This window comes from Bacillus sp. FSL K6-1366 (genome assembly GCF_037976695.1).
Taxonomy (GTDB): Bacteria; Bacillota; Bacilli; order Bacillales; family Bacillaceae; genus Bacillus; species Bacillus subtilis.
Genome location: NZ_CP150268.1, coordinates 2,924,574 through 2,937,620, shown reverse-complemented (window position 1 = coordinate 2,937,620; position 13,047 = coordinate 2,924,574). Strand labels below are relative to the sequence as shown.

Genomic DNA, 13,047 nt, shown 5'->3' with positions numbered 1-13,047 from the left:
GTCATTCCTCCTTTGACTCGTAATGAACCCAATATGACGATGTTTTAAACAATATGAGCGTAATCAGCCCGACAATGACAAGCATGACCCACGCCATCGCCGATGCGTAGCCCATTTGAAAATAGTTAAACGCCCGCTGGAACAAATAGAGCGAATAGAGAAGTGTCCCGTCAAGCGGCCCGCCCTCGCCCTTCGAAATGATATAGGCAGGTGTAAATGTCATAAAAGCAGAAATCGTCTGCATCACTAGGTTAAAGAAAATAATCGGTGTAAGAATCGGAAGCGTGATCTTGAAGAAACGCTGCACCCGATTTGCCCCATCCACACTTGCCGCTTCCAAATAAGAAGACGGAATGTTTTTCAGCCCGGCCAGAAAAATCAGCATTGACGACCCGAACTGCCAGACGGACAGCAGAATCAATGTCCACAGTGCACTTGTCGGATTCTGGTACCAAAGAATTTTTTGATCAATTCCGACAAAAAACAGCAGCGCATTGATGACCCCGTCATTGCCAAAAATATTGCGCCACATAATCGCCACGGCGACGCTCCCGCCGATGATCGAAGGCAGATAAAAGAGCGTTCTGTAAATGGCCGTTCCTTTTGCTGCATTGTTTAAAATGACAGCGATAAAAAGCGCGAAGCCGAGACGGAGCGGAACCCCGGCAAGCACATACGTAAACGTCACCTTCAACGACTGCCAATACTTTTCGTCACCCGTAAACATTTCCTTAAAGTTGTCGAGCCCGATCCATTTCGGCGCCGTAAACAAGTCATAGCTCGTGAAGGACAGAAACAGGGACGCCCCCATCGGAATCACCGTAAAGCATAGGAACCCGATGATAAACGGAGAAATAAAAGCATATCCCGCCAGATTGTCTTTTCTTATACTCCGGCTTTTTTTCATTGCGTCAGCCCCATTTCCCGTCAATTATTCCTCTCTAATATCTCATTGGCCTTTTTCCGGAACGTTTTGGCGGCTTTTTCCGGCGATACCTTCTGATACAGAATCTGATCTGACGTATCCTTCAGCAGCTTGATGACCTCCGCGCTTCCCACAGGCTCTGGCGGATCGGCTTTGCTGATGTTTTTTGACGCGGTTTCTACATACTCCACGATGTTGGCTTCTTCCTCATTCAGCTTCGGTTTAATCGCATCCGCCACCTTGTCGGAGACTGGAACGCCTCGCTCGCCTTTAATCAGCTGGTTCGCTTCCTCATTATTCACGAAGAAATTAATAAATTTTGCGGCCTCTTTTTTATGCTCAGAGCTTTTCGGAATGGAAAACAGCATACTCGGCTTCAGTGTCAGCGCCTTTTCCTTCATTTGCTCCGGCGGCAGATAGAGAGACAGCGGCGAGTCTGTCAGCCGGGCAAAGCCCAAATATTGATTGGAGTAGTTCCATGTAATCGCTGACTTGCCTTTGACGATAAAATCGTCTTCCATCCCTTTAATCTGTGCGCTTTCATCAGGTGTTGGGGACGTTTTCGCTTTCACCAGCCTCAGCTGCCGCTCAAAGTAATCGACAAACAGCTGATCATCTTGATACGCGAGGCCAGTGCCGTCTTCTTTATAAAAGCGCTCACCCTTTGTGCGCAAATAATAAGGGAAGAAAATATCAGGCGGATGCATTCCGTTGGAACCGTAGACACCGGCTTTTTCCTGAAGATCATACGCCAGCTTCTCGTAATCCTCCCACGTCCAGTTTTCCTGATTGATAGACACACCGGCTTTTTTCAGCAAATCTTCATTGGCAATCACAGACAGCACGTTGACACCTAGCGTAAATCCATATAGCTTATTGTCGATTTTTCCGCCCGACAGCATATTCTCGTCGATTGAACTGACGTCAATCGTCCCATCCTTTGTATACGGCGTTAAATCTTCCAGCTGGTTCTTCTTTCCGTATTGGGCTAAGTAAGCGGTATCCATTTGAATGACATCAGGAAGCTGGCCGGCGGCAGACATGGGCGCAAGCTTTTTCCAGTAGTCATCCCAGTTCGCAAATTCCGCTTCAATATGGACGTGAGGATTCTTTTTCTCGTAAAGTTCAATTACCTTTGTTGTATAATCATGCCTTGGCTGCCCGCCCCACCACGCGATTCTGAGTGTAACGTCTTCTTTTTTCCCCGATGCCTCTTCGCCCACAGAACATCCGCTGAAAATAAAGACACAGACAAGCGATAACAGCACGTAACAAATCTTCTTCAAACCAATCCCCCTTTAATGTAAGTGCTTACATTTTATTTTAAAGCGTTCGGATAAGGCGAAACACTCAAAAAACAGTGGCGAAAGTCAAAAAAACAGAGATGGCTATCCTGCGGAAGCGCCTCCCTGTTTTCTTCTGAATTCTGACGGTGTCAGACCGGTATATTTTTTAAAAACAAGACTGAAATACTTCGGATTATCGCCAAACCCGATTTCTTCAGCAATTTCTGATACACTCGCATCCCGCCTCATTTTCATCTGTTTTATCGCATGTTCAAGACGCACTCGTGTAACATATTGTGAAAATTTCTCGCCTGTTTCCTGCTTAAATAACTTCCCGAGATAATCAGGATTCATAAACAGCATATCCTTCGCCGCCCATTTTAAGGACAGATTCGGATTTCCGAGCTCGTCGGCAATAAGCCTGATCATTTTTGAAATCACTGCGCTCCCATGCAGGTCACCAGACGCTTCAGCTGTGTCACGAAACAGCTGCCCCGCGTGCCGGAGTTCTCCCGCCTGACTGATGGCCATCTTGCGGGTTGCAAAAACCTCCGCCACCTTTTCAGCGGCGTTCTCCTCTACGGCGAGTACGGTCCATTCTCCGCTGCTGCAAACCGCTGTCAGTGCCGACCCGAGTGCCTCTCTGGCTGCAGCATCAATAGATTGTTCCCCTTTTAAGATCAAGAGGCGGATCTTTTTTCCGGCAAGTGAAGGCGGTGGAGACAGCTGGGCCACACCGGCGATCAAGCCTTCCAAGTATTGATCGGCTGCAAAGGAACGGATATGGTCGAGCTCGTGTTTTAGATGGGCTGTTTTCTTTTTGTGCACATCTTGCCGCTTCAGCTCAGCAATGATTTCCTCCAGCGAGCTGATAATCTGCTGTTCATTGCAGGGTTTCAGCAAATAATGCTTCACCCCATATTTCATGGCTTCCTTTGCGTACTCAAACTCTCCAAACCCGGACAGGACGATAAATTGCACCGACGGGCTGACGGCTGACACCTTTTTGATCAGCTCAAGCCCGTCCATGCCGGGCATTTTGACGTCTGTGATGACGATATGCGGCTGCTTATGTACAATCTTTTCATATGCTTCATGTCCGTTCTGCGCTTTACCGATCAATGAGGCGCCAAGCGACTCCCACTCAATGATTCCTGCCATCCCATCAAGGATAATCCTCTCATCATCAGCCAGCAGTATTTTATACATCACACCACCTCATTTCGGCACGGTATTGTGATCACAATCCTCGTCCCCTTTTCATGCTCACTATGAATCCGCAATCCGTATGGCTCTCCGAATGTCAGGCTGATGCGCTCGCGAATATTCCAAAGTCCGATTCCTCTTCCGCCCGTTGATTCAAGAATCCGTCCATCCATGCCAGGGCCGTTATCTTCGACCGTAATACAGACACAGCCCTTCGCCTTTTTCGCCTGAATCCGGATGGCGCATGGCCTTGTAAAGGGTTCAAGCGCGTATTGAATCGCATTTTCCGCAAGAGGCTGGAGCGTCAGTTTCGGAATGAGGCAATGCTTCACCTCATCGTCAATATCCAACGTGAAATTCAGGCGCTCTTCAAATCGAAATCGCTGAATGGTCATATAGTGACGTACAATGTCCGCCTCCTCCTGAATGGTCACGATATCCTTCTTCATATGTATGCTGTTTCTCAGAAGAAAACCGAGCGATTCCACCATTTTTGAGATTTGCTTTTGCTGATTCGCCTTGGCCAGCCAATTGATGGACTCGAGCGTGTTATATAAAAAATGCGGATTGATCTGGGCTTGCAGTGCTTTCAATTCGGTTTCTTTAATAATGAGCTGTTTTTCCACATTTTCTTCCATCAGCTCATTAATCCGTTTCATCATGACAGTAAAATGGCGGTTCAGCATGCCGGCCTCATCCTGTGTATGTTCCGGCAGAGAAAGCGACACACCTGCTTCAATGCCGCCGTGCTGTACCGATTTCATCGCGGTCACAAGCTGTTCAATCGGCTCCGTGATGCTGTTGGCGATTTTCCTTCCGAAAAGCAAAACCACACAGAAAAAGAGGAGAAAGCATGTGCCGATCACTGTTTTCATAAAGGAAATTTTTTCGAACATCTGGTCAAAGGGGATGACATTATAGTAGCTCCAATTTTGGTAGGATGATTGAAGATAAGAAATAAAGTAACGTTTGCCATTCTTTTTTATCAAGTCATAACCGGGGTGCTTCAGCGTCTCTTTTGCTGCCTCAGGAACATGCGCTGATGCATGTGCCGTATACACCAAATTCCCGCCTTGGTCAGCAATCATAATGTCTCCGACTGAATCGCCCCAATCCTTCGGCACATCACGAATCATTTGTTTTACATTGACTTGGATCAGCACCATGCCCAAGCCGTTCAGACTCAGCTGGTGATAGGACCTGATCTGCCGTGCTGAAATCAGGACAGGATCTGACCCGCCGAGCGTCATCCAAAGATTTCTTCCATTTTTCGCTTTCGCTCGCTTAAATACCTCTTCCTGCTCCTGCTGCAAAAGATCTGAAGAACTGCTTCCGGCTGAATACTCTGAGCCGCGGGCATCAATCACATGAATGGAATCGATGTACTTTTCATCGCTGGCATATCCCGCAAGCTGATCCCACAGCTCCTGCTTCATTTGATATTGATCATACGTATCATCCCGATTTTGCATACTCAGGATGCGCTGAATCTGTTCGTCTGTAATGATTTCATATGACACATCCTCTATCTTCTTCAGCTCGTCTTCGATCCTTTCAGAAGACATCCGAAGCACCTCCGAGGACTTGCGGTAAATCTGCTCATCATACACATGAAAGGCATACTGGACCCCGCTGTATACAAACAGAAAGGATACGGCCATAATCAACGATAGAAACACAAACAGCTTATCCTTAATCTTCATCCGCCTGTACCAGCCAGCAACTCTTTTCTTCATGCCGCCTTTTCTTTCTCCTGCCGCTGATCCATTGACCGAAACGCTTTAAAGGACAGCTTCGTTAAGATCAGGCTGAGTAAACTCCCGCTGAAAAACAATAGAAACGTGACATGAAACAGAACGAGACAAAGCACACCGACAGCGCCCGCCGCCATCAAAAGCGTCACCGCCGGACGGCTGAAAGCAATCAAAAAGCTGATGCTCAGCACCTCTCTGATTTTTACATCAAAATGAGAAAACACCGGGAACACATACAGCACAACAAACGCGAAAATCAAACTAATGCTCAGGAATACATTGACGAGCACAGGCTGGTCCATCTGAGCCGCTATCCGCATATCCGCAAACAGAAACAGGGCAGCCGTCACAACGATAAGCCCGAGGATCTGTGATGCCCGCCATTCCTTTTTAAACGTCCGAAAAAAGACAGAAAACACCGGGGCATCTGTATTCCCCTTCGCCCATTCTCTCGCCACTGTAAACATCGCGGCAGTAGCGGGCATCAGCCCAAACACAACCAGGCCTGCAAGAGAAAACAAAATCCAAAGCACATTCAAATAGGCCAGTCTCATCACCCACGTACAAAAACGATTCAGCCCATTTGTCACACTGTGTATCATCAACATCACCTTCCTGTTTTGGAAAACGCTTTCATTTTAAAGTAATATGTATTTCTCCTTTCGAAAGAAAATTCCTGCCGTTCTGTGAAAATTTCGACATGATGAGAGACGGCAGCAGCCTTATCTTTTCCTGTAACGCCGGATGGCCTTATCGATCAAATATCCGGCAATGGCTCCGAAAATGACATTGAATCCAAGCATTCCGAGCGCAGCCCCTTCCCAGCCGCGTACATACACGAGGCTGTACCAGATCGCAAACACACCAAGGACGATCAGCCCGGCCAACATCCATTCCGGCCGACTTTTGTCAGGAAATCTCATCCGCATCAAAACGGATACGCCAGCAAACAGACAAGCCGTCACAATCCCTGTCACAAATAAAATTGGCCACAACATCGCCTGCCCTCCCTTTTAGAAAAGACAAAAAAGCCCACTGCAAAGGACGCTTATTCTGCCGTAATCTCTTTCTCAAACAAATGATATCCGGACGCATCAGCACCCATGAATTCATATCCCATACGCCGATAAAAGGAATGCAGGGCGTCGTTATCAGCGACACAGTCAAGCCGGATCCGTGTTTTTCCCGGAAAGTGTATGCCCGTCTCCGCCCATTGAAGGACGCGGGCTCCAAGCCCCTGTCCCGCAAACCGGCGGCTTACTGCGAGGCGATGCAAATAAATGGACTCCTCATGCCCATCGTCTCCCCAAAGCGCCCGGTCCCACTCGCTCGGTTCAGGCAGCAACATCACGACAGCCGCAAGCTCTTCATCTTTTTTAAACACAAACACATGTCCCTTTTCAATTGACCCCGTGATATCATGTATATCTTGCCCTTTTAGAAGTCCGCTCCATTGGTTAGAACCCCGATCCCGGAGCCATTCAGCTGTTCGGACGAGCAACCCGGTAATCGATTCTGCATCCTCATAGACGGCCGGACACGCGTAAAATCCATCTGCAATCGTTTCGTTCTCAATCTTAAAAGCTGACATAAAGGCCTCCCAATCAAAAAGTAAGCTTGCACACACACCTTGATTATAATGCAGACCAAACTGCAAAAACAGACCATTTTCTCTGTATGTAAAAGGGTGTATGAAAGAGAGGCCAATCTGCCTATTAGAAAATCTTCTTTTTATCCCGTTCTTCTTTTAAAATTTCAACCGCTTCTCTGAAGCGCATAGAGTGTACGATTTCACGCTCACGCAAAAAACGCAGGGAATCGTTTAAATCAGGATCATCCGAAATATCAATCAGCCATTGATACGTCGCCCGCGCCTTTTCTTCTGCGGCAATATCTTCGTATAAATCGGCAATCGGATCGCCCTTCGCTTGGATATAGCTCGCGGTAAACGGCACGCCCGCCGCATTATGATAAAAAAGCGCGCTGTCGTGATTGACGTAATGATCGCCAAGCCCAGCTTCACGCAGCTGCTCCGGTGTGGCGTCTTTTGTTAACTTATAGACCATGGTCGCAATCATTTCCAAATGGGCAAACTCCTCCGTGCCGATATCTGTTAAAAGGCCGATGACCTTATCAGGAATCGTATAACGCTGGTTCAAATACCGGAGAGCTGCGGCCAGCTCGCCGTCCGCTCCGCCATACTGCTCAATCAAATACTTCGCCAGCGTCGGGTTGCACGTACTGACCTTGACAGGGTATTGCAGCTTCTTTTCATACACCCACATTCAGGCATTCCTCCTTATACTTGCCACGGCCATGGCCCTTTTCCCCAATCCCAATCCTTGCCCGCGGGGCTGTTGCCGAACTGCAGAAGCGGTCCGTAAGAGGATTCGAACTGTCTTTTTAAGTGCCTTGAATAGCCGGAATATTGATTGAATTGCTTCAACGCATCTTCATCATGAGGATGTGTATTTAAATAAAGACTCAGCTCAACAAGCACAAAATCAGCAGCCTGTATTTGCTCTAGCTGACGATAATATTCGGCGTCAACCTTTTTTGCCATGTGCGTCTCCCCCTCGATAAGGGTTTTCATAAAAATCATAGAGATCCTTCCAAAGGGTGCCTTTCCTCAAAGCCTCCATCGGCGAAAACTGCTCCATGTGCTCAGGCTGAAAGGTCATATAAAGGTTAGGGGGCGTTCTGTAATATTTCTTCCCTATGGGCGGACAGGGATCAAAACGGCTGTGAAAGGGCGTATATGATTTGACAGGCGTAAACGGCTGCATATCCTTCATTCCGGCTCCTCCTTTCTCAAAAACAATGACCTTAATAGGTATGAGGCAGGAGGCATGATTATGACTAAAACACGACTTAGCTTTTTCAATAAGAAGACCTTCGAAAGCGCCGAAGGTCTTCTAGACTATTCAGTCCAAAATGAGGTCAGTGTTTCCAATATGCAGCATGAGCAGCCGCAAACTCTGACAGCGAACGAGGTTCTTTTCCCGTCACACGCTTCACTGTATCCGTTACCCGATGTTCCGCACCATGGCTGATTGCCTCATCAAGCTTCGCCATAAAATGGGCATAATCCGCGGGCAAACCTCCTGCCTCCATTTTATGCTGCAACTCGGTACGAGAAATGCTGACATGCTCCACCCGGCGTCCCGCCGCAGCTCCAATGATCTCCGCCGCTTCGGCATAGCTCAGCGCCTCGGGACCTGTCAGAATATGATGTGTTTGATGAGGAACATCATCAATCAAAGCCCTGACGGCTGTTTCTGCGATGTCATCAGCGTCAATAAACCCAAGTTTTCCTTCACCCGAAGCCGTTGTGATGCGGCCCTCCGTTTGAATAGACATGCGATGCTGGACATTGATGAAATTTTGCATAAAGTATGAGGGCCGCAGCACCGTCCATTCTGGAAACTCGCGCACTGCCTGGTGAAGCGCGCCAAACACGGGACCATTCTCAGGGACAACAGACGCACTTTGCATCACTACACGCTTTGCACCGAGACGCTTTGCCTCCTTTAAAAAGGGGAGCACATAGGGAGCCGGATCAAATACACCGACCGGAGCAACAAGATAGATCTGTTTTACTTGTTCCAGAGCAGGCGTAAAACTGGAGGCGTCCTTCCAATCAAAATACACATACTCAGCATCAGCAAGCGCGCCCTTTTTCCGGCTCGCAATACGCACCCTGTGCCCCAGCTCTATTAAACGGCTGGCGATTCGGCTGCCGACTGTGCCAGTCCCGCCCGTGATTAAAATCGGATTCTGTTTCATCATTTCCCACTCTCCTCTGTTTGCAAAAATGATCCTCCAAAGGCCTCTTTTACAACAAGCGGATTCCAATAATCCCTATAACGCACAATGCGGCCGTCTCTCATTTCGATGACACTGATATAACTTTGGCGATAAGGCAGTCCAGTCTCAATCACATGGCCGTCACATTGAAACTCCGCAATCATCGTATTCGAGTCTGCTGAACGGTACACTGTCGGAGCCGTAAATGAAGAAAGATGGATCTGCTTAGGATAATCCTTAATATAATCGTAAATGGCCGCTTTTCCTTCTATTCTTTTTGGTGATCCCTCCGGCGCATAAGGGAACTCAAATACAGCATTCTCATCCCAAAGCTCCGTCCAGCTCTTCATGTCCTTCTCAAGCATATAAGCCATAAACTTTCTCAATGTTTCACATGCTTTTTCAAATTCATTCATCAACATTCATCATCACCTCATTTTTATTTCTAGACTGTTCAGTCCAAAAAGTACATACATGGGCAAAGAATTCTTTACCACATGTTAATCAAGCACTGATAAACTCACGTCAACATGGTCCTGAAGCCGATCCATATCTGCCGTCACTTTCGCAATAAAGGTCAATGACAGCCTGCTTTGATTCAGGTACCGGGCAAGCGCAGATATATCAGTCTCTTCTCCATTCAATTCTCCTTGATCCTTCGCTCTTAAAAGCGCCTGATAAAAAGCGTTCTCAAGCTGCTTGGATTGTCTTTCAAAATACCGGGCAAGCTCAGGGTCATGAGGAATCTGTTCAATCGCGCTGTTCATAATGTAACACGCCTTCGCCCGTTCCGGGTCCCTCAGGGCATTGACACCTTCTTGAAAAATATCACGAATGGCTTCCTTTACAGATCCTGGCGCTTCAAGCCTTTCCATAACGGCAGCGTTTTTCCCTTCAAGATACGATTTCACCGCGGACAAAAACAAATCACGCTTCGTGCCATACGTATCATACAAGCTCTGGCGCGCAATGCCTAAATGAGAGAGCAGATCCTGAAGAGACGTTCCTTCGTAGCCATACTCTCCGAAGACCTCTATCGCCCTGTGAAGAACAAGCGCCGTATCAAATTCTTTATTCCTCCCCAAAAAATGATCACCTCCTGAAATAAATGTTACCAGTTTCCAGACTGAACAGTCAAGAAAAAAGCTAAAAAAACACTCTTGATCTGCAAGAGTGTCCTCTTTATACCATCATCTTCTTTATTTATAACCGTCTTTTCCCCAGTGGCCCATATGGTGGTGATGGTGGCCATAATGACCATCATGATGGTGGTGGTGATTATCCTTTCCAACATGGTGATGATGGTGATGAAGGTTATCTTTTCCATCATGATGATGGTGATAATAGTGATGATGTCCATCATTTTCATGGTGCATGCTTGGATAGCTTCCAGCTCCCGGAGAGCCTCCATAGCCGCCGCTTGGGTAACCGCCGTACCCACCATATCCCGGATAGCCGCCGACTCCTCCATGTATGCCGTGATCTGGGTAGCCTTGCATGCCATAGCCCGGGTGGCCTCCATACATGCCATAGCCCGGATAGCCTGTGCTTTGCATGCCATAGCCCGGGTGGCCAATACCAAAGCCCTGATAATGACCAAAACCAGGTCCGCCATACATATGTCTTGTATCAGTCATATTCACTCTCTCCTTCACATAGGTTACAGTCCAGAGTATGAGAATATATTACAGATCGTATAGGCGGCCGCCTACATACAGCTAAAACAATTTCCGGGACAAAAAAAGCAGGCCATAACAGCCTGCTCACTCCTTACTCACCTAAATCAACGTTATGATATACCTGCTGAACATCTTCCAAATCTTCTAATGCATCAATCAATTTTTCAAACTGTTCCTTTGCATCATCCGGAAGCGTTACTTCACTTTGCGCAAGCATTGTCAGCTCCGCTACTGTAAATTCCTCGACACCCGCGTTTTTAAACGCCTCTTGCACCGCATGGAATTGATCAGGCTCGGCATACACGATCGCGCTGTCATCCTCTTCTAAAATGTCACGTACATCAACATCCGCTTCCATCAGGATTTCAAGTGCTTCGTCAGCCGTTTTGCCTTCCACACCGATTACAGCCGTCGCGTCAAACATGTAAGCAACAGATCCGCTCACACCCATGTTTCCGCCGTTTTTCCCGAACGCCGCACGCACTTCCGGCGCCGTACGGTTTACATTATTCGTCAGCGCATCAACGATAATCATTGATCCGTTCGGCCCGAAGCCCTCATAACGAAGCTCATCGTAATTCTCTTCCGCTCCGCCCTTCGCCTTCTCGATCGCACGTTCAATGATGTTTTTCGGCACGCTGTAAGTCTTCGCACGCTCAAGCACAACCTTCAGTGCCTGGTTGGATTCCGGATCAGGCTCGCCCTGTTTCGCCGCCACATAAATCTCACGGCCAAACTTCGCATAAATCCGACTCGTATTTGCGTCCTTAGACGCCTTCTTCTCTTTAATATTGTTCCACTTACGGCCCATGATGTTCCACTCTCTTTCATATATATCAATCTAAATACTGTTATTCACTTTATCCATTATACCTCAAATGGTTTGGTTGTTTCGAGTGTCTTGCGTTAGAAATAGAAGGAATGCCGCGATGTGGAAAATGGAACGTCTTCCGTAAAGCAAGAAAAAGCCCTAGCTAAGGGCTTTCTTCTGATCACTGAGTTTGTAAGGGGAATGATCGATATACGTCGTATTTCGATCTGTTGATTCCTTAAATCCGCCGGAGTTTGTCAGGGTTGGAAACGACATGCTTCCCAATAATAGAGTAACAGCCAGGCACATCATCACTTTTTTCTTAATAGGCATATAAACACTCTCCTTTTAGAATATCTTCTTGGGCTTTCAGCACTTTCCGATAAAACGCAGCGGCTTGTTCAAAGTGACAGCTGCTTTCAAAAACAGCGGCAGCACTCCGGGCACATGCTTCAATGTAAGCGTGCAGGTTCTTTTTTTCGAAATAGCTTAAAAGATCATGAATTTTTCGTTCATCAACAGTCTCCTTGTACACGGCCTGCAAGAACAGAAACAATTCTTTATAAAATTTGTGAGAACGTGCTGTGATATGGTCTAATCCTTCCTCTATGAACTGAAACGCCTTCTGTGTTTGGCCCGCTTTACATAATGTCCAGCTTAATCCAAACAAGACTTTCGGAAGCAGATCAGGCACTTTCTCTCTGCTTACTTTCGCAGCTTTTTGGAAATGTTCTACAGCCATCTGATCGTCTCCTGATCTGTCATAGCTGTTTGCAATGTTCAATAGAGAAATGGCGATAAACCTGTCATTTTGAATGTCCATTGCCAATTCCAGCGCCGCCTCTAAATGCGGGAGCGCTTTATCATAATGTTTGAAATCATCATAGTTGCCGGCGATCACAAACAAGCTTTGTATCGTTCTAATGCTGTATAGAGGATGGTTTTGATAAATGTCCAAGGCTTGAAGAATATGATGCATCGACACATGGGTTTGCTTCATGTGATAATACGCTTCTGCCACTTTAAAATGGAATTCGGCTTTCTCAATATCATCTGACACAAACGGCAGTTCTTTCTCCGCCTCGCGATAATATCCGATCGCTTCCACATATTCTTTTTGGTCAAATTCATACATGCCACGGAAAAACAAAGAGTAGTATTTCAAAAGGCCTGTGAGTTTTTTCTGAGGAGTCTCAATCGTTTCAAGAAGCTCTGTCACTGTAGGGCGATTCCCGTATGTTTGTCCCGGCTCCAAATAATCAAGCATCAGCTGGTGCCGAAAACACATCAGAGAATAATAGATCAGCAAATCCTGGTCTTCTTCCATTTGCTGAATGTCCTGCTCCACCTCCGCTTTCAGAATCTCAGCATCCGGAACACTGAACTGGCGAATCATTTTATACCATTCATTAATCTTAACACCTACACGCGAAGACGGTATGGCTTGACTCAACGGCTTCCCTCCTTCTCTATGAGATATGTCATATTCTATCAATCCCAAATTTTGAAAACAATACAGAAGGAAGAAATTGCTTTTTCATCCTGTCAATTTGTTTTTCTCCGCAAAAAAGACCCTTTA

The 13,047-nt window shown here is 46.8% G+C and carries 15 protein-coding genes and 2 pseudogenes; all 17 read right to left on the bottom strand.

Features of this window, described 5'->3' with window-relative positions; all coding sequences use genetic code 11:
- Position 1 precedes the first annotated feature (1 nt).
- The 17 genes and pseudogenes from MHI44_RS15370 to rapH all read right to left on the bottom strand — a co-directional run bounded on the left by MHI44_RS15370 (position 2) and on the right by rapH (position 12,921).
- A complete protein-coding gene (locus MHI44_RS15370) occupies positions 2 to 931 on the bottom strand; it encodes a sugar ABC transporter permease (RefSeq protein WP_003233835.1) in 930 nt (309 codons plus the stop codon).
- A complete protein-coding gene (locus MHI44_RS15365) occupies positions 928 to 2,211 on the bottom strand; it encodes an ABC transporter substrate-binding protein (protein WP_144531319.1) in 1,284 nt (427 codons plus the stop codon). The genes MHI44_RS15370 and MHI44_RS15365 overlap by 4 nt, the downstream gene beginning before the upstream one ends.
- Positions 2,212 to 2,313: 102 nt before the next feature.
- Entirely contained in the window at positions 2,314 to 3,420 is a 1,107-nt protein-coding gene (yesN, locus tag MHI44_RS15360) for a two-component system response regulator YesN (protein WP_339202340.1), read from the bottom strand.
- Entirely contained in the window at positions 3,420 to 5,153 is a 1,734-nt protein-coding gene (gene yesM, locus MHI44_RS15355) for a two-component system sensor histidine kinase YesM (RefSeq protein ID WP_220396549.1), read from the bottom strand. The genes yesN and yesM overlap by 1 nt, the downstream gene beginning before the upstream one ends.
- On the bottom strand, positions 5,150 to 5,779 hold the full coding sequence (locus tag MHI44_RS15350) for a YesL family protein (protein ID WP_019712807.1): 630 nt from the start codon (positions 5,777 to 5,779) through the stop codon (positions 5,150 to 5,152). Before MHI44_RS15350 ends, yesM begins: the two co-directional genes overlap by 4 nt.
- Before the next feature lie 114 nt (positions 5,780 to 5,893).
- Positions 5,894 to 6,197: pseudogene (locus tag MHI44_RS15345) on the bottom strand (YesK-like family protein).
- A 22-nt stretch (positions 6,198 to 6,219) separates the two neighbouring features.
- Positions 6,220 to 6,762 carry a GNAT family N-acetyltransferase gene (locus MHI44_RS15340; protein WP_213385798.1) on the bottom strand — a complete coding sequence of 181 codons (543 nt, stop codon included), beginning with the start codon at positions 6,760 to 6,762 and terminating at the stop codon, positions 6,220 to 6,222.
- 124 nt (positions 6,763 to 6,886) lie between these two features.
- Positions 6,887 to 7,456, bottom strand: coding sequence for a spore coat protein CotJC (gene cotJC / locus MHI44_RS15335; RefSeq protein WP_003233850.1), 570 nt, complete (start codon positions 7,454 to 7,456; stop codon positions 6,887 to 6,889).
- Between the two features lie 14 nt (positions 7,457 to 7,470).
- Positions 7,471 to 7,734 carry a spore coat protein CotJB gene (cotJB, locus tag MHI44_RS15330; protein ID WP_003219491.1) on the bottom strand — a complete coding sequence of 88 codons (264 nt, stop codon included), beginning with the start codon at positions 7,732 to 7,734 and terminating at the stop codon, positions 7,471 to 7,473.
- On the bottom strand, positions 7,718 to 7,966 hold the full coding sequence (gene cotJA / locus MHI44_RS15325) for a spore coat-associated protein CotJA (RefSeq protein WP_003219489.1): 249 nt from the start codon (positions 7,964 to 7,966) through the stop codon (positions 7,718 to 7,720). The genes cotJB and cotJA overlap by 17 nt, the downstream gene beginning before the upstream one ends.
- 128 nt (positions 7,967 to 8,094) lie before the next feature.
- A pseudogene (locus tag MHI44_RS15320) lies at positions 8,095 to 8,960 on the bottom strand (NAD-dependent epimerase/dehydratase family protein); the annotation flags it as partial.
- Entirely contained in the window at positions 8,957 to 9,400 is a 444-nt protein-coding gene (locus MHI44_RS15315; RefSeq protein ID WP_151262066.1) for a nuclear transport factor 2 family protein, read from the bottom strand. The gene MHI44_RS15315 and the pseudogene MHI44_RS15320, both read right to left, overlap by 4 nt.
- 78 nt (positions 9,401 to 9,478) lie before the next feature.
- On the bottom strand, positions 9,479 to 10,063 hold the full coding sequence (locus tag MHI44_RS15310) for a TetR/AcrR family transcriptional regulator (protein WP_339175944.1): 585 nt from the start codon (positions 10,061 to 10,063) through the stop codon (positions 9,479 to 9,481).
- 114 nt (positions 10,064 to 10,177) lie between these two features.
- Entirely contained in the window at positions 10,178 to 10,615 is a 438-nt protein-coding gene (gene yeeK / locus MHI44_RS15305; protein ID WP_024571798.1) for a spore coat protein YeeK, read from the bottom strand.
- A gap of 133 nt (positions 10,616 to 10,748) precedes the next feature.
- A complete protein-coding gene (locus tag MHI44_RS15300) occupies positions 10,749 to 11,468 on the bottom strand; it encodes a YebC/PmpR family DNA-binding transcriptional regulator (protein WP_003242611.1) in 720 nt (239 codons plus the stop codon).
- 159 nt (positions 11,469 to 11,627) lie between these two features.
- Positions 11,628 to 11,801: a phosphatase RapH inhibitor PhrH gene (gene phrH / locus MHI44_RS15295; RefSeq protein ID WP_024571797.1), complete on the bottom strand. Its 174-nt coding sequence runs from the start codon at positions 11,799 to 11,801 to the stop codon at positions 11,628 to 11,630.
- Complete coding sequence (gene rapH / locus MHI44_RS15290; RefSeq protein ID WP_015715464.1) at positions 11,791 to 12,921, bottom strand: response regulator aspartate phosphatase RapH; 1,131 nt, start codon at positions 12,919 to 12,921, stop codon at positions 11,791 to 11,793. The genes phrH and rapH overlap by 11 nt, the downstream gene beginning before the upstream one ends.
- Positions 12,922 to 13,047: the final 126 nt, after the last annotated feature.

Coding starts and splice junctions, on each gene's coding strand:
- phrH (WP_024571797.1), bottom strand. CDS start 11,801: ATGCCTATTAAGAAAAAAGTGATGATGTGCCTGGCTGTTACTCTATTA.
- yeeK (WP_024571798.1), bottom strand. CDS start 10,615: ATGACTGATACAAGACATATGTATGGCGGACCTGGTTTTGGTCATTAT.
- MHI44_RS15350 (WP_019712807.1), bottom strand. CDS start 5,779: ATGTTGATGATACACAGTGTGACAAATGGGCTGAATCGTTTTTGTACG.
- MHI44_RS15315 (WP_151262066.1), bottom strand. CDS start 9,400: ATGTTGATGAATGAATTTGAAAAAGCATGTGAAACATTGAGAAAGTTT.
- cotJA (WP_003219489.1), bottom strand. CDS start 7,966: ATGAAGGATATGCAGCCGTTTACGCCTGTCAAATCATATACGCCCTTT.
- MHI44_RS15340 (WP_213385798.1), bottom strand. CDS start 6,762: ATGTCAGCTTTTAAGATTGAGAACGAAACGATTGCAGATGGATTTTAC.
- cotJB (WP_003219491.1), bottom strand. CDS start 7,734: ATGGCAAAAAAGGTTGACGCCGAATATTATCGTCAGCTAGAGCAAATA.
- cotJC (WP_003233850.1), bottom strand. CDS start 7,456: ATGTGGGTGTATGAAAAGAAGCTGCAATACCCTGTCAAGGTCAGTACG.
- yesM (WP_220396549.1), bottom strand. CDS start 5,153: ATGAAGAAAAGAGTTGCTGGCTGGTACAGGCGGATGAAGATTAAGGAT.
- yesN (WP_339202340.1), bottom strand. CDS start 3,420: ATGTATAAAATACTGCTGGCTGATGATGAGAGGATTATCCTTGATGGG.
- MHI44_RS15300 (WP_003242611.1), bottom strand. CDS start 11,468: ATGGGCCGTAAGTGGAACAATATTAAAGAGAAGAAGGCGTCTAAGGAC.